Source organism: Streptomyces sp. NPDC041135, assembly GCF_055592085.1.
Genome location: NZ_JBVIYZ010000018.1, coordinates 70,009 through 85,828 on the forward strand (window position 1 = coordinate 70,009; position 15,820 = coordinate 85,828).

Here is a 15,820-nt window from a genome sequence, read left to right on the forward strand (position 1 = left end):
AAAGGCGGACACGGCCCTGCCGAGATGGGCCTACGAAACCACCGCGGGGTCCGCCGAGTTGCTCACCCGCTCGGCCGCGTCGTCGTCCCCCACGGTGATGCCGCGCCGCTTCGAGACGTACACCGCGCCCACGATCACCGCCAGCGACAGGACCGCGATCACGATCCGCACGCCGAGGCTCTTGTCGCTGCCGTAGGAGAACTTGATCACCGCGGGCGCGATGAGCAGCGACACCAGGTTCATCACCTTCAGCAGCGGGTTGATCGCCGGTCCGGCGGTGTCCTTGAAGGGGTCACCGACCGTGTCGCCGATCACCGTGGCCGCGTGGGCCTCGCTGCCCTTGCCGCCGTGGTGACCGTCCTCCACCAGCTTCTTGGCGTTGTCCCAGGCGCCTCCGGAGTTGGCCAGGAACACGGCCATCAGCGTGCCCGCCCCGATCGCGCCCGCGAGATACGAGCCGAGGGCGCCGACGCCGAGCGTGAAGCCGATGAAGATGGGCGCCATCACGGCGAGCAGACCCGGTGTGGCCAGCTCCCGCAGGGCGTCCTTGGTACAGATGTCGACGACCTTGCCGTACTCCGGCGTCTCGGTGTAGTCCATGATCCCGGGCTTCTCCCGGAACTGCCGGCGCACCTCGAACACCACCGCGCCCGCCGACCGCGACACCGCGTTGATCGCCAGCCCCGAGAAGAGGAAGACGACCGCCGCGCCCGCGATCAACCCGACCAGGTTGTTGGGCTGCGAGATGTCCATCGACAGGGTCAGCGGCGCTCCCGGCCCGCTCAGTTTCGCGCCCACGTCGTGCACGTTCGTGGTGATCGCGTCCCGGTACGACCCGAACAGCGCCGATGCCGCAAGGACTGCGGTGGCGATGGCGATGCCCTTGGTGATGGCCTTGGTGGTGTTGCCGACCGCGTCCAGGTTGGTGAGCACCTGCGCGCCCGCGCCCTGGACGTCACCGGACATCTCGGCGATGCCCTGCGCGTTGTCGGAGACCGGGCCGAAGGTGTCCATGGCGACGATGACACCGACCGTGGTGAGCAGGCCGGTGCCGGCCAGCGCGACCGCGAACAGGGCCAGCATGATCGACGTGCCGCCGAGCAGGAACGCCCCGTACACGCCCAGCCCGATCAGCAGCGCCGTGTAGACGGCCGATTCCAGGCCCAGCGAGATACCGGACAGGATGACGGTGGCCGGCCCGGTGAGGGAGGTCTTGCCGATGTCCCGGACGGGACGGCGGTTGGTCTCCGTGAAGTAGCCGGTCAGCTGCTGGATCACGGCCGCCAGCAGGATGCCGATCGCGACCGCGATCAGCGCGAGGATCCGCGGATCGCCGTCCTTGGTCCTGATCGCCGCGTCGGTGACACCGTTCAGGTCGGCGTACGACGAGGGGAGGTAGACGAAGACGGCGACGGCCACCAGCACGAGGGAGATCACGGCGGAGATGAAGAACCCGCGGTTGATCGCGCTCATGCCACTGCGGTCCGAGTGGCGCGGGGCGACCGCGAAGATGCCGATCATGGCGGTGAGCACACCGATGGCCGGCACCAGCAGCGGGAAGGCGAGCCCGGAGTCGCCGAACGCCGCCTTGCCGAGGATCAGCGCGGCGACCAGGGTCACCGCGTAGGACTCGAACAGGTCGGCCGCCATGCCGGCACAGTCGCCGACGTTGTCGCCCACGTTGTCGGCGATGGTCGCGGCATTGCGCGGATCGTCCTCCGGAATGCCCTGCTCGACCTTGCCGACCAGGTCGGCGCCGACGTCGGCGGCCTTGGTGAAGATGCCACCGCCTACACGCATGAACATGGCGATGAGGGCGGCTCCGAGACCGAACCCTTCGAGCACCTTCGGCGCGTCGGCCGCGTACACCAGCACCACGCAGGAGGCGCCCAGCAGGCCGAGGCCCACCGTGAACATGCCGACGACGCCGCCCGTGCGAAATGCGATCTTCATCGCGGTGTGCGAGACGGTGGTGAGATCCTTTTGCGGTTCACCTTCCGCCGGAGTCGCTTCCCGGGCCGCCGCGGCGACCCGGACATTGCTGCGGACGGCGAGCCACATGCCGATATAGCCGGTGGCCGCCGAGAAACCCGCTCCGATCAGGAAGAACACCGAACGTCCGGCGCGCTGATTCCAGTCGTCCGCGGGCAGCAGCATGAGCAGGAAGAAGACGACGACCGCGAAAACGCCGAGCGTGCGCAGTTGCCGGGCCAGATAGGCATTGGCGCCTTCCTGGACCGCCCCCGCGATCTTCTTCATGCTGTCGGTGCCTTCGCCCGCCGCGAGCACCTGACGCACCAGGATTCCGGCGACCACGAGCGCGGCCAGTGCTACCACCGCGATCACCGCCACCAGGATCCGGTTGTCGTCGGTCAGGACCGCGGCTGCGAAGGTCGTGGGTTGACCCAACTGATGAGGGGTAGAAAGCCCCGCCATTCGTCCTCCTTGACGCTTGGGCTGAGCTCAAGATGTGGACGGATTCTAGGTACCTGGCCCTGATCAAAACAGAGCGCGGTAAACGGAATCAGCCTTTACATCCTCTCCAGCAAAAGATCCACGCCACTCCATTGAACCCGAAAGAGGTAATGCTTCAAAGGCATTGACGCCCGATCGGCGCTTGATCAAATGATGAAGCTATTGATCGTGAATTCATTCACTAATTCCGGCTGGGTCGGAAAAAGAGTACGAACGCCCTGCTGAGCTGCCCTTCTCCCCGCGGTGCGGCGCGAGCGGTGGGAGGAGCGTGCCGGGTCAACACCGTGGCGCGGGGCTCGGACACCCGTGACGGTCCGCCGGGGGGAGGGAGGGGGCGAGCGGCTCACATGAAGCTGGCGGCTCGGAAGAGGGAGAAGGAGCAGAGGGAGAAGGAGGAGTGACGGCTCGGCCGAACGAGGGTGCCGAAGCCGATCGACGGGGCGGTCGAGCCCGCCCGACGGGGCGGTCGAAGCCGACCGAGGGGATTCACCCGTCCGTGTCAACCGGGACGGCATGTCCGGCGCGGACGGCAGGCCCGGCGTGGACGGTACGTCCGGCGTGGACGGCAGGCGCCCGGCGGGTCGGCGGGTCCGTGTCGGCGTGCGGTCCGCAGGGGCAGGCGTGCGGTCCGCAGGGGCCGGCGGCTCAGACGATCGTCGTGACCGGCGGTGTGGTGGGCCAGGTCATGCGGATCAGTCCGCCGTGGGGCCCGGCGCTGACCTCCACGTCGTCGACGAGGCCACTGATGACCGCGAGGCCCATCTCGTCCTCCTCGGCTTCCACGTCCGCGTCGGGGGCTGCGTCGCCGGAGGCCCGGTCACCGGTGCTCGCGTGGGGTGCCTCGTCGCCGACCTCGATGGAGAACTGCTTCTCGTCCTCGGTCAGCGCGACCTTCACCGGCGCCGTGATCCCGCCGATCTGGTGCAGTCCGACGGCACGGGAACAGGCTTCACCCACGGCGAGGCGGACCTCGTCGAGTACGGCCTCGTCCACTCCGGCCCTGCGTGCCACCGCCGCCGCCACCAGCCGGGCGGTCCGGACGTGCTCGGGCAGCGCGCTGAAGCGGAGTTCAACGGTGGCCATGCGTCCCCCTCGGAACTACGGGCGTGCGGTCGGGGACGGGGCCGCCGAGAGCCCGCATCCCCTGCTGAACTTCTGGCCCCGGACCACCGGTCCGGGGCGGAGCCGACCGACGGCCGGGCCGGTCGGCAGCCCGGTCTCGGTTCTCGACGTGTCAGTCGGTGGCCGCCACCGCTTCCTCGACCGAGGTGTGAATCGGGAACACCTTGGTCAGGCCGGTGATTCGGAAGATCTTCAGAATGCGCTCCTGGTTGCAGACCAGGCGCAGCGAGCCCTCATGGGCACGCACCCGCTTCAGGCCGCCGACCAGCACGCCGAGCCCGGTGGAGTCGAGGAAGTCGACGCCCTCCATGTCAACGACGAGGTGGAAATTCCCGTCGTTCACCAGCTCGACCAGCTGCTCGCGCAACTTGGGCGCGGTATATACGTCGATTTCGCCACCGACCTCGACGACCGTACGATCGCCGACGGTACGGGTCGACAGGGACAGGTCCACGGATCCTCCAGCACCTTGCTATCGAGCGGTCGCCCCATGGGCACCTCGGCTTGAAGCCCCCAGGACGGTTCGCCAGCCGCGATGGCATTCAATCACTTACCGGCAGGCGTGCACGACGCCTTGGCTCCATTGTCCGTCACGCCAGTGACACACTCGGTGCCGATGGCCAAGAATCACCGATCCGAACGACCCTCGGCGGACACGGCTCCAGGGTTCTCCCCGGGCACGGTCCTGGACCGGCTCGCCTCCGGGCCGAGCCGGGCTTCGCGCATCACTCATACGGAGCACTTGCCCCCGCGCGCGGGTCGGCATGCCGTCTGGCCGGACCGGATCCGCGCCGAGGTGATCGCGGCCCTGCAGTCCTGCGGGATCGAGCATCCCTGGGCCCACCAGGCGCTGGCCGCCGAGCACGCCCTGGACGGCGACTCGGTGGTCGTCGCCACCGGCACCGCCTCCGGCAAGTCCCTGGCGTATCTGGTGCCCGTCCTGTCCGCCCTGCTGGACGGCTCCGAGGCCCCGAACGGACGCGGGGCGACCGCGCTGTACCTGTCCCCGACCAAGGCCCTCGCCGCCGACCAGTGCCGAGCCGTGAAGGAACTTTCACAACCGCTGGGCACCGCCGTGCGCCCCGCGGTCTACGACGGCGATACTCCGTTCGAGGAACGCGAGTGGATCCGCCAGTACGCGAACTACGTCCTCACCAACCCCGACATGCTGCACCGCGGCATATTGCCCTCCCACCCGCGCTGGTCCTCCTTCCTGAAGTCGCTCAAGTACGTCGTCATCGACGAGTGCCACACCTACCGCGGTGTCTTCGGCTCCCACGTCGCCCAGGTGCTGCGCCGCCTGCGCCGCCTCTGCGCCCGCTACGGCGCCTCCCCCGTGTTCCTGCTGGCCTCCGCGACCGCCGCCGAGCCGTCCGTGGCCGCCGGCCGGCTGACCGGGCTGCCGGTGGTCGAGGTCGCCGACGACGCCTCCCCGCGCGGCGAGCTGGTCTTCGCCCTCTGGGAGCCTCCGCTCACCGAGCTGCACGGTGAGAAGGGCGCACCCGTTCGGCGTACCGCGACCGCCGAGACGGCCGACCTGCTCACCGACCTCGCCGTGCAGGGAGTGCGGTCCGTCGCCTTCGTCCGCTCCCGGCGTGGCGCCGAGCTGATCGCGGTGATAGCCCAGGAGCGGCTGGCCGAGGTGGACCGATCTCTGGCCCGGCGTGTCGCGGCCTACCGAGGCGGTTATCTCCCCGAGGAGCGCCGCGCCCTCGAGCGCGCCCTGCACTCCGGTGAACTCCTCGGCCTGGCCGCCACGACGGCCCTGGAGCTGGGCGTGGACATCTCCGGCCTGGACGCCGTGGTGATCGCCGGCTACCCGGGCACGCGCGCGTCCCTGTGGCAGCAGGCGGGCCGGGCCGGCCGCTCGGGCCAGGGTGCCCTGGCCGTCCTGGTTGCGCGTGACGACCCGCTGGACACCTTCCTGGTCCACCACCCCGAGGCCCTGTTCGATCAGCCCGTCGAATCCACCGTCCTGGACCCCGACAACCCCTACGTCCTCGCTCCCCACCTGTGCGCGGCCGCCGCCGAGACGCCCCTGACGGAGGACGACCTCGAGCTGTTCGGCCCCGCCTGCGCGGAGCTGCTGCCGCAGCTGGAAGCCGCGAAGCTGCTGCGCCGCCGGACCAGGGCGTGGCACTGGACGCGCCGCGAGCGGGCCGCCGACCTGACCGACATCCGGGGCGGGGGCGGCCGTCCGGTGCAGGTCGTGGAGGAGGGCACGGGGCGGCTGCTCGGCACGGTCGACGAGGGCGCCGCGCACTCCGCGGTCCACGAGGGAGCGGTGCACCTGCACCAGGGCCGCACCTACCTGGTGCGCTCCCTCGACCTGGAGGACTCGGTGGCCCTGGTCGAACAGGCCGACCCGCCCTATTCGACCGTCGCCCGGGACACGACGGCCATCTCCGTGCTGGAGACGGACGTCGAGATCCCCTGGGGCTCGGGCCGCCTGTGCTACGGCTCGGTGGAAGTCACCAACCAGGTGGTCTCCTTTCTGCGCCGGCGCCTCATCACCGGCGAGGTGCTGGGTGAGACGAAACTCGACCTTCCTCCTCGTACCCTGCGCACCCGGGCGGTGTGGTGGACGGTCACCGAGGACCAGCTGGACGAGGCCCGGATCAACCCGGAGATCCTCGGCGGCGCCCTGCACGCCGCCGAACACGCCTCGATCGGCATGCTGCCGCTGTTCGCCACCTGCGACCGCTGGGACATCGGTGGTGTGTCGGTCCCGCTGCACCCCGACACCCTGCTGCCGACCGTCTTCGTCTACGACGGCCATCCGGGTGGCGCGGGCTTCGCGGAGCGCGCCTTCCACACCGCCCGAGCCTGGCTCACCGCCACCCGCCAGGCCATCGCCTCCTGCGAGTGCGAGGCGGGCTGCCCGTCCTGCATCCAGTCCCCCAAGTGCGGCAACGGCAACGACCCGCTGCACAAGAGGGGGGCGGTACGGCTTCTCACCGTGCTGCTGCGCGGAGCACCGGAGGAGAAGCCTGACGCGACGGACGACGCGGCGGGACATGACCCGGGCGACTCCTAGCCGGATGCCCCCCTCGATGCCGCGGGCGCGGGCGGCACCGCTCCCGCCCGCAGTGCCGAGGGCGTGGGCGGTACCGCTCCCGGAGGCCCCGCTCTGGCCCTGACCTCCGCTCTGAACGGCCCCCCTCCCGACGCCGCTGTCACGTCGGACGTGTCACCGACGATCACGCACCGCACCAGCCGCACACCCTGCGCCCGGGCCACCCGGCCCGCCCGCGCACAGGCCGCCGTGGTGCCCTCGGCCCAGTGGTCCGCCGCCGCCAGTGCCGCGAGATCCGCGCCGCCGGCCGCCCGGTGCCGGACGACGACGGCCTGGCCCAGCCCGAGGACGACACCGAACACCACGCACAGCACGGCGATCGCACCGACGCTGTAGACGGTGGCGGACCCACGGTCCCCGCCTCCCTGCCCGCAGCGACAGCGCCTCCCGTGCCGACGGCTCCCGGCGTCTCCCGGGCAGCGGGGCGATGCCCGGCCGAGCCGCCCTTCCCAGGTCTCGCCGGCCACCGTCGAAGCCGGATTCGCCGTCGTCGGACCGATTCCCCTCACGGCGCCGCCTCCTCAGGTTCCGCAGGCTCCATCCCGGCCCTCACGGCCTCCTCCGCCGACGCCACGGCGTCCTCGCGCACCTCGAACGGCAGCCCGCCCAGCACGGGCGGCTTCGCCACGACCGTCACCCGGACCCGGTCGCCCTCCCGGCCGACGGTGACCTTCGCCCCGCGCGGTGCCGTCTCCCGGGTGACCGCCAGGACCGCAGGGGCCGGGTCCTGGCGGGCGGCGGCCCGGGCGCCGGCGCGGGCGGCGTCCACGCACTCGATCCGCGCGACCACCACCAGCAGCGCCCAGACCAGTGCCATGGTGAACGCCACCAGCACCGGCAGCACCACGGCAGCCTCCGCGGTCACGAACCCGCGGTCCGCTCCCCGCTCACATCCGCGCACTGAGGGCCCGCTTCAGGATGGCCTGCAGCTCCGCCTTCACCTGGCCGCTCGTCACAACCTCGTAGAGCAGCAACGCGAACCCGACCGCCGCGACGATCCCCATGGCGTACTCGGACGTCACCATCCCCGTGTCCCGCCTCCGCAACGACCGCACCCACACCCAGGCCGCCGTCCTGACCCTGCTGCACAACGCGAACATCTCGACTCCCTCTCTTACCGATCTCGCCTGTTTTCCGGCCTTCTGGCCTTCTGGCCTCATGGCCCTCCGGTCTTCCGGTCTTCCGGCCTTCCGGTCTTCCGGCCTCCCCTGAGTGCTTCTTGATTCCTGTTGGCCGATCACCTCCGTGAGGTCCGCCGGCCGCTCACGAGCCGTCTCATCCGCCACCCCCTCCTGTCACCCCGCCGGCCAGCCCGATCACCACGGGCAGGACACCGACCGCGATGAAGGCGGGCAGGAAACACAAGCCCACGGGCGCCGAGATCAGGACGGCCGCCCGGCGTGCCCGGGCCGTCGCGGCACGGGCCCACTCCCCGCGCGCGTCCGAGGCGAGCCGGGCGACGGGACCGGCCGCCGGTATCCCCGACTCATCGGCCCGCTCCAGCAGCCGGGCCAGCGCAGCCGCTCCCGGCATTCCGGACAACCGGCGCCAGGCGTCTGCGGGTTCACCACCCAGCCGGACCTCCGCGGCGCCCCGCGTCAGTCCTTCCCCGACCGGTCCCCCGAGGGCTTCCCCGACGGCCTGAGCCGCGGTCACGGGACTCGCACCGGCCTCGATGCAGGCCGCCAGCAGGTCCGCGGCGAGCGGGAGTTGCCGAGCGGCATGCGCGACGTCGTACTCCTGCGCCGGGGTCGCCTGCCTCTGCCGGAGCCGCCACCGCCACAGCCCCGCCGCGACGGCCAGCCCGACCAGTGCTCCGAAGACCCCGCCGACCAGCACCCATCCGGCGCCCACCACCCCGGCGAGGGGCGCCCAGCGCCGTAGGGCGGCTCGCACCCGCAGGGGCGGACCGGGGGCGACCGGCTCCACGGCCACCAGGTCGGCCAGTCGGCGCCGCATCCGATGCCGGTGCCGGGCCGCTTCCAGCCGCCATGCCGGCCAGGCCAGCGCCGCTGCCGTGACGACGGTCATCCCCAGCCTGTGGACGACTTCCCCGTTCACACCGCCTCCGCTCCGCGAACGATTCGCGCCGCCCACCACGTCCCGGCGCCCTCGAACACCGCGCCGACCGCCAGACAGCCCCATCCGGCTCCGGTGTGCAGCAGCACGTGCAGCGGGTGGGCGCCCATGGCCGCACCGAGCAGGAGACCGAGCGCGGGGAGCGCCGCGAGCATCACGGCGGTGGCGCGGGCCCCGGACAACTGGGCCCGCAGGTCGGCCCGTTGGTCCCGCTCGGCGCGCAGGGCCGCGTCCAGCCGGTCCAGGCCGGCGGCGAGTCCGGCGCCCTGGTCCACGGCCACCCGCCAGCACGCGGCGAGCCCGAGCAGCCCTTCCGCCCCGGGTTGCCTGGCCGCCCCGGCGAGTGCGCCCGGCACGTCGCCGCCGAAACGTGCCGCGGCGACCACGGCTCCCCGTGTCTCCCCGAGCCCGCCGGATTCCCGCGCGGCCCGCAGCAGTGCCTCGCCCGGCTGCCGCCCCGCCCGCACCTCCCCGGCGAGCGCCCCGCACAGGGCGATCACCGCGTCCGCGCGGCGATCCCGCGCCCGCCGGGCCTGCCGAGCCAGCCGCACCCGGCGCAGCACCGGCACACCGGCCGCCCCCGCGACGACCGGAATGACCGACGCGCCCAGCAGCGCGAGCACCACTCCGGCGCCGAGGGCCCACCACTCGGGCCGCATCCGGGAACGCAGCCGCCGCAGTTCACCGATCGTCCGCTCCCGCACGGGCGGACCCGTGGCCACCAGGGCGCCGTCCGCCAGCAGCAGCCGCGCCCGCCGCGCCCCGCACTGCCGCCCGCTCCACAGCCAGGCCGCCGCCCCGAGGCACATCACCGCCGTTCCCATGGCCATCTCACCTGTCACCTCCCTCGCTCCCCTCGTCCGGTCACCGTGCTGCCGAGTCCGTCCGTGTCGCCCGGGTCCACCGGTGTTCTGCCGCCCAGCACTCCGGGCGGCGACGCGTCTGCCGTCCGGGTCAGCGGAGCCAGCAGGTCCCGCAACCGCTCCCAGCCGCGCTCCCGCACGAAGGCTTCCGGCCCCCACCTCAGGGCCGGAAGCGTCCGCACCAGCCCGGCCGAGTCGCGCTCCAGCACGTGCACCTCGGCGATCCGGCGCCGGCCGGTGCGGTCCCGGACGAGATGCAGCACCACTGACAGGGCGGCGGCCAGCTGGCTGTGCAGCGCGGCCCGGTCGAGCCCGGCGGCCGTGCCCAGGGCCTCCAGGCGGGCCGGTACGTCCGCGGCCGCGTTGGCGTGCACGGTGCCGCACCCGCCTTCGTGCCCGGTGTTGAGGGCGGCCAGCAGATGCACCACCTCGGGGCCGCGCACCTCGCCCACGACGAGCCGGTCGGGCCGCATGCGCAGCGCCTGCCGCACGAGGTCCTCCAGGGTCACCAGGCCGGCGCCCTCCTGGTTGGCGGGTCTGGTCTCCAGCCGTACGACGTGCGGATGGTCGGGCCGCAGCTCCGCCGAGTCCTCGGCGAGGACGATCCGCTCGCCCGGTCCGACCAGCCCCAGCAGGGCGCTCAGCAGGGTCGTCTTGCCGGTGCCCGTACCGCCGCTGACCAGGAAGGAGAGCCGGGCCTCCAGCAGCGCCCGCAGGATCGCGTCCCCGCCCGGTGGCACGGTTCCCGCGGTGACCAGTTCGTCGAGCGTGAACGCCCGGGGCCGTACGACACGCAGGGACAGGCAGGTGCAGCCGACGGCCACCGGGGGCAGTACCGCGTGCAGCCGGGTCCCGTCGGGCAGCCGGGCGTCGGCCCAGGGCCGCGCGTCGTCGAGCCGGCGTCCGGCCACCGCGGCCAGGCGCTGGGCGAGGCGCCGTACGGCGGCCGCGTCGGGGAAGGTGACCGGGGTCAGCTCCAGGCCGCCGCCGCGGTCGACCCATACCCGGTCCGGTGCGCAGACCAGGACGTCGGTGACGGCAGGGTCGGCGAGCAGCGGCTCCAGCGGCCCGCTGCCGACGAGTTCGGACCTGAGCCGCTCGGCGGCTCCGAGGACTTCGGCGTCGCCGAGGACCCTGCCCTGTTCCCGCAGTGCCTGTGCCACGTGCGCGGGGGTGGGTTCGGCGCCGCTCTCGGCGAGCCACCGCCGCACGCCGTCGAGCAGCCCGGGGGCGTCGGTCCGGCCGATCCCGGACCGCGTGTTCACGCGGCACCCGTCTCGACCAGGGCCCGCTCCCAGAAGCTCTTGCAGAAGCGGGCCAGTGGTCCGCGTCCCGTGGCGCCGGCCGGTTTCGGGCTGCCGTGCGGACGCACTAGTGCCGGTTCGACGGGCACTTCGCCGGCCAGGGGCAGGCCGAGCAGCCGGGCCACCTCGCGGTCGTCCAGTCCGGGTGCGTACGGACCGCGTACCGCCACTCGCAGATCGCGCAGCACCATCCCGGCGGCGGCCGCCACCCGGCCGGCCGCCGCGACGGCCCGCAGTTCGGCGGGGACGACGAGGACTCCGAGGTCGAGCTGGGCGAGGGCCTCGGCGACGCCGTCGTCGAAGCGGCGGGGCAGGTCGACTACGACGGTGCCGCCGCGTCGCCGGGCCGCGGCCAGCACCGCGCGGACCGCCTGCGGCGGGACGGCGACGCAGTCGCCGCGGTCCCAGCTGAGCACCCGCAGGGAGTGCAGCTGGGGCAGCGACTCCTCCAGGGCGCTGCCGCCGACGCGGCCGCGCGAGGCGGCGAAGGCGGGCCAGCGCAGTCCCTCAGCGGTCTCCCCGCCGAGCAGTACGTCGAGTCCACCGCCCAGCGGATCGGCGTCCACGAGCAGGGTGCGCAGTCCTTCGCGTGCGGAGGTGACGGCGAGCGCGCAGGCCAGTGTGGAGGCTCCGGCTCCGCCGCGGCCACCGATGACTCCCACCGTGAGGGCCGGGCGGCCGACTCCCTCGGCGACGTCGGCGATCCGGTCGACCAGCCACTGCTCCCCGTCGGGAAGCACCAGGACGTGGTCGGCGCCGATCTGGACGGCGCGTTTCCACACCCCGGAGTCGTCCTGGTCGCGGCCGACGAGGACCACTCCCCTTCTGCGGCCGGCCCCGCGCACCCGGCGGGCGGCGTCGTCACCGACCAGGACGAGGGGTGCGGCGTCCCAGCCCCCGCCGCGTTCCGGCAGGTCGTGGTGGACTTCCGGGGTGGCGCCGGCGGCCGCGCACAGCCGGAGCAGGTCGTCGAGCAGGACGGGGTCCTCGGTGATGATCAGCGGTCGCCCGGGCCGTCCTCCGGCGGCGGGCGATGGCTCGTGGGTGACGGTTCCGGCCATGTGGGTCCCCCTTCGCTGCGTGCGCCGCGCTCACCGCCGGCCACGCGATTCCGGTACATGCGGAGAAACGGCATCCGTTCTCCAATGAGCGGCCGATAGAAACCGGCCATACGCGCTCCGGGAATCGGAACCGGCCATGAACTCGGCGCGGCCGGAGTGCGTGGGAATCACGGTGCAGCGATCCGGGAAATCGTGTGGATCTTGGTCGAAAACTGTGGACGACTCAGGGCCTGTGGATATCTCCGTCACTCATTGAGGTGAGTCCGGTGCGACCCTTGTGCGACTTCCACAGAGCAGTCCGACGGTTACGCACCGTCACGATCCCGGGCATGGCGAAGCCTCGGCCGTTGCGGTCGGCACGAGGTCTCGGAGCGAGGGAGAGGAGGGCGAAAACCCATCCGGACATGCGACGACCCCCGCCGGGGGGGAGAGCGGGGGTCGTCCCCACGGCCGACTCGGGGGGGGGAGGAGTCGGGCCGGGTTAGCACGGTCGCGAACGATCCGTGACTTCCATGGTGTACCCGAGAGCCTTCTCAGGCAAACCCACACGCCCCACCTTACGCCGAATGGTGGGCGCCTATGCTCGGGGTCGTGGAAAACCACTCCTCGCCCCGCACGGCGGCCTTCTTCGACCTGGACAAGACGGTCATTGCGAAGTCGAGCACGCTCACCTTCAGCAAGTCCTTCTACCAGGGCGGCCTGATCAACCGCAGGGCCGCGCTGCGCACCGCGTACGCCCAGTTCGTCTTCCTGGCCGGCGGCCTGGATCACGACCAGATGGAGCGCATGCGCGAGTACCTGTCCGCACTCTGCCGCGGCTGGAACGTCGAGCAGGTGAAGGAGATCGTCGCCGAGACCCTCCACGACCTCATCGACCCGATCATCTACGACGAGGCCGCCTCCCTCATCGAGGAGCACCACATGGCCGGCCGGGACGTCGTGATCGTCTCCACGTCCGGCGCGGAGGTGGTCGAGCCGATCGGTGAACTGCTCGGCGCCGACCGGGTCGTGGCCACCCGCATGGTCGTCGGCGCGGACGGCTGCTTCACCGGGGAGGTGGAGTACTACGCCTATGGCCCCACGAAGGCCGACGCGATCAGGGATCTGGCCGCGTCGGAGGGGTACGACCTCGAACGCTGCTACGCCTACAGCGACTCGGCGACCGACCTGCCTATGCTCCGGACGGTCGGGCACCCGCACGCCGTGAACCCGGACCGCGCGCTGCGCCGCGAGGCCCTGGCGCACGGGTGGCCGATCCTCGACTTCCACCGCCCGGTACGGCTCAAAAAGCGGCTGCCGACACTCTCGGTGCCGCCTCGCCCGGCGCTCGTGGCGATGGCGGCGATAGGGGCGGCGGCGGCCACCGCCGGCCTCGTCTGGTACGCGAACCGCCGGCGCAACTCCCTCGCCTGAGCGCGCACGCCACAGCCGCCCGGACCCCGCCGGGCGGCGTGCGATCCCCCAGCGAAAGCCACGCCCGCTTCGGCCCGTTTGAACCCAAAAGTAAAGAAGTGCAGGCAGGGGTTCCGCTTGCTCCCGGCTTGCAGTACAAAGGAGCTAGCGGCCCGCGAGACCAAAGGACATCCGAAAGGATCACCTTTAGAACGCAAATTGGCCCCACGGACCGAGCATGAACACCGGGCACCCACGCGACGTCGACCCGTCGATTACGGGCCAGCCGCACCAGGCACGGGCGAAGTTCCCGGCCTGATGGGCGACATTCGAGGACGCCTGGTAACCCGGTGGTCATGCCAGCGGCGGTACGAGAACTCGTACCGCCGCAACCCTTGCCCGGGCCCTTGTCCGCGACCCCGGACCCACAGAGCCGCATGCCCGGGCCCGTAGGCCCGTAGGCCCGTAGGCCCGCTACGCGGCTCCCCGCTGGAGCGCCTCGCACACCGCCGTCGACTCGCGCACGCCCAGTTCGACCGCCCTGCCGCAGTGGGCGATCCAGGCCGCCATGCCCTCCGGGGTGCCGGAGAGGTACCCGTCGAGGGCGGCCAGATAGGAGGCGCGGCCCAGCTCGGCATGGCCCACCTCGGCCGGACACACCGACTTCGGGTCGAGGCCGCTGCCGATCAGGACCAGCCGTTCGGCCGCCCGGGCGACCAGGCCGTTGTACGAGACGAAGGGGCGCAGCGCGAGCAGCTCGCCGTGCACCACGGCCGCCGTCACCAGCGCCGGCGCCGAGGTGCCCGCGACGATCAGCTGGGACAGGCCCTCCAGGCGGCCCGACACCTCGCGGGCGTCCGGCAGCGGCTGCTCGACCAGCGGCTCGTCCACGGGCTCGCCCGCCCGGCGCGGCCTTCCGACCTCGTCCGCCGCGGACGCGGCGGCCACGAGGTGCAGCCGGGCGAGCACCCGCAGGGGCGACTGTCGCCAGATGGACAGCAGCTGGCCGGCCTCGGCGGTCAGCCGCAGCGCCGCGCCCACGACCCTGGCCTCGGCGTCGCCGCTGAAGTCGGTGCGCCGCCGCACCTCCTCCAGCTCCCAGTCGGCCCCGGAGAGCGCCGCGGACCCGCGGGCGCCGCGCAGCGCGGCCTCGGAGGTGATCGCGTTGCTGCGGCGCCGCATGATCCGGTGCCCGTAGACCCGGTCCACGGCCTTGCGCACGGACTCCACCGACTCGTCCACGCCGGGCAGCGACCCCAGGGTCGCGAGCGGGTCGGCGGACGCACCTGTCGTACTCATGAGTACGACCCTACGCACCTCGGCGTCACACCCCACGAAGGAGTGGTCTTCTTCACTCACCTCTGCCACCCAGCGCTACCACTCCACTACGCTTCGTGAACATGAAAATTGCTTTCGTCGGAAAGGGCGGCAGCGGCAAGACCACGCTCTCCTCCCTCTTCATCCGCCATCTCACAGCCGGCGGCGCACCGGTCGTCGCCATCGACGCCGACATCAACCAGCACCTGGGCGCGGCACTCGGCCTCGGTGACGCGGAGGCGGCCGCGCTCCCCGCGATGGGGGACCGGCTGACCCTGATCAAGGACTACCTGCGCGGGACGAACCCACGCATCACCTCCGCAGCGACGATGATCAAGACGACGCCGCCCGGCACAGGGTCCCGGCTGGTCCGGGTGGGGGAGCCCAACGGGGTCTACGACGCCTGCGCGCGCCCGGTGGAACTCGACGGTGGCGCGGTCCGTTTGATGGTCACCGGCCCCTTCACCGACGCCGACCTCGGGGTCGCCTGCTACCACTCAAAAACCGGAGCGGTGGAGCTGTTCCTGAACCACCTCGTCGACGGCCCCGACGAGTACGTCGTGGTCGACATGACGGCGGGCTCGGACTCCTTCGCCTCGGGCATGTTCACCCGCTTCGACATGACCTTCCTCGTCGCGGAGCCGACCCGGAAGGGGGTTTCCGTCTATCGCCAGTACAAGGAGTACGCCCGAGACTTCGGCATCGCGCTGAGGGTGGTGGGCAACAAGGTGCAGAGCCAGGACGACCTCGACTTCCTGCGTGAAGAGGTCGGGGAGGACCTGCTGGTGACCGTCGGGAACTCGGACTGGGTCCGCGCGGCGGAGAAGGGCCGGCCGCCCCGGTTCGACCTCCTGGAGGACGCCAATGCCCTTGCCCTGCAGACGCTTCAGGCGTCTGTCGACGCGACGTACGCGCAGCGGGACTGGGAGCGCTACACCCGCCAGATGGTGCACTTCCACCTGAAGAACGCACAGGCATGGGCCAACGAGCGCACCGGAGCCGACCTGGCAGCGCAGGTCGACCCCGGCTTCGTCCTCAGCGAGGGCGTGGCCGCCCCCGCCTGACGGCTACCGGCAGACCGCGACGGCTGGGCGGGCCTCGCCCGAGGGCTACCGCCCCGTCGCGACGGTC

The 15,820-nt window shown here is 72.2% G+C and carries 14 protein-coding genes; 3 read left to right on the forward strand and 11 right to left on the reverse strand.

The window, feature by feature from the left end; all coding sequences use genetic code 11:
• Nucleotides 1–30: 30 nt before the first annotated feature.
• From ACZ6CZ_RS29490 to bldG, 3 genes are all read right to left on the reverse strand, one after another.
• Nucleotides 31–2,436, reverse strand: a complete 2,406-nt coding sequence (locus ACZ6CZ_RS29490; protein ID WP_469027202.1) for a sodium-translocating pyrophosphatase — start codon at nt 2,434–2,436, stop codon at nt 31–33.
• Between the two features lie 684 nt (nt 2,437–3,120).
• Nucleotides 3,121–3,558 carry an ATP-binding protein gene (locus ACZ6CZ_RS29495; RefSeq protein ID WP_469027205.1) on the reverse strand — a complete coding sequence of 146 codons (438 nt, stop codon included), beginning with the start codon at nt 3,556–3,558 and terminating at the stop codon, nt 3,121–3,123.
• 151 nt (nt 3,559–3,709) lie between these two features.
• The gene (gene bldG, locus ACZ6CZ_RS29500; protein ID WP_010986038.1) at nt 3,710–4,051 is read right to left on the reverse strand and encodes an anti-sigma factor antagonist BldG; all 342 of its coding nucleotides are present in this window, start codon (nt 4,049–4,051) and stop codon (nt 3,710–3,712) included.
• Nucleotides 4,052–4,132: 81 nt separating this feature from the next.
• On the opposite strand from bldG, the gene ACZ6CZ_RS29505 reads away from it, so the two are divergent.
• The gene (locus ACZ6CZ_RS29505; RefSeq protein WP_469027208.1) at nt 4,133–6,634 is read left to right on the forward strand and encodes a DEAD/DEAH box helicase; all 2,502 of its coding nucleotides are present in this window, start codon (nt 4,133–4,135) and stop codon (nt 6,632–6,634) included.
• Here the strand turns inward: ACZ6CZ_RS29505 and ACZ6CZ_RS29510 are convergent.
• The 7 genes from ACZ6CZ_RS29510 to ssd all read right to left on the reverse strand — a co-directional run bounded on the left by ACZ6CZ_RS29510 (nt 6,631) and on the right by ssd (nt 11,980).
• Complete coding sequence (locus ACZ6CZ_RS29510; RefSeq protein WP_469027297.1) at nt 6,631–6,993, reverse strand: Rv3654c family TadE-like protein; 363 nt, start codon at nt 6,991–6,993, stop codon at nt 6,631–6,633. The two genes, ACZ6CZ_RS29505 and ACZ6CZ_RS29510, sit on opposite strands and share 4 nt — an antisense overlap.
• 185 nt (nt 6,994–7,178) lie before the next feature.
• Nucleotides 7,179–7,538, reverse strand: coding sequence for a TadE family type IV pilus minor pilin (locus ACZ6CZ_RS29515; protein ID WP_469027210.1), 360 nt, complete (start codon nt 7,536–7,538; stop codon nt 7,179–7,181).
• Nucleotides 7,539–7,560: 22 nt separating this feature from the next.
• A complete protein-coding gene (locus tag ACZ6CZ_RS29520; protein WP_469027212.1) occupies nt 7,561–7,773 on the reverse strand; it encodes a DUF4244 domain-containing protein in 213 nt (70 codons plus the stop codon).
• Nucleotides 7,774–7,948: 175 nt separating this feature from the next.
• Nucleotides 7,949–8,734: a type II secretion system F family protein gene (locus ACZ6CZ_RS29525; protein WP_469027215.1), complete on the reverse strand. Its 786-nt coding sequence runs from the start codon at nt 8,732–8,734 to the stop codon at nt 7,949–7,951.
• Nucleotides 8,731–9,582 (reverse strand): type II secretion system F family protein, encoded by an 852-nt coding sequence (locus ACZ6CZ_RS29530; protein WP_469027217.1) that lies wholly within the window; start codon nt 9,580–9,582, stop codon nt 8,731–8,733. Before ACZ6CZ_RS29530 ends, ACZ6CZ_RS29525 begins: the two co-directional genes overlap by 4 nt.
• 8 nt (nt 9,583–9,590) lie before the next feature.
• Complete coding sequence (locus ACZ6CZ_RS29535) at nt 9,591–10,880, reverse strand: TadA family conjugal transfer-associated ATPase (protein ID WP_469027219.1); 1,290 nt, start codon at nt 10,878–10,880, stop codon at nt 9,591–9,593.
• Nucleotides 10,877–11,980 (reverse strand): septum site-determining protein Ssd, encoded by a 1,104-nt coding sequence (gene ssd / locus ACZ6CZ_RS29540; protein WP_469027222.1) that lies wholly within the window; start codon nt 11,978–11,980, stop codon nt 10,877–10,879. The genes ACZ6CZ_RS29535 and ssd overlap by 4 nt, the downstream gene beginning before the upstream one ends.
• 579 nt (nt 11,981–12,559) lie before the next feature.
• Between ssd and ACZ6CZ_RS29545 the strand changes: the two genes are divergently transcribed.
• Complete coding sequence (locus ACZ6CZ_RS29545) at nt 12,560–13,393, forward strand: HAD family hydrolase (RefSeq protein ID WP_469027224.1); 834 nt, start codon at nt 12,560–12,562, stop codon at nt 13,391–13,393.
• 453 nt (nt 13,394–13,846) lie between these two features.
• Here the strand turns inward: ACZ6CZ_RS29545 and ACZ6CZ_RS29550 are convergent, their stop codons facing one another.
• Nucleotides 13,847–14,671 carry a Fic family protein gene (locus ACZ6CZ_RS29550; RefSeq protein WP_469027227.1) on the reverse strand — a complete coding sequence of 275 codons (825 nt, stop codon included), beginning with the start codon at nt 14,669–14,671 and terminating at the stop codon, nt 13,847–13,849.
• A gap of 101 nt (nt 14,672–14,772) precedes the next feature.
• On the opposite strand from ACZ6CZ_RS29550, the gene ACZ6CZ_RS29555 reads away from it, so the two are divergent.
• Nucleotides 14,773–15,753, forward strand: a complete 981-nt coding sequence (locus tag ACZ6CZ_RS29555; protein ID WP_469027229.1) for an ATP-binding protein — start codon at nt 14,773–14,775, stop codon at nt 15,751–15,753.
• Nucleotides 15,754–15,820 lie beyond the last annotated feature (67 nt).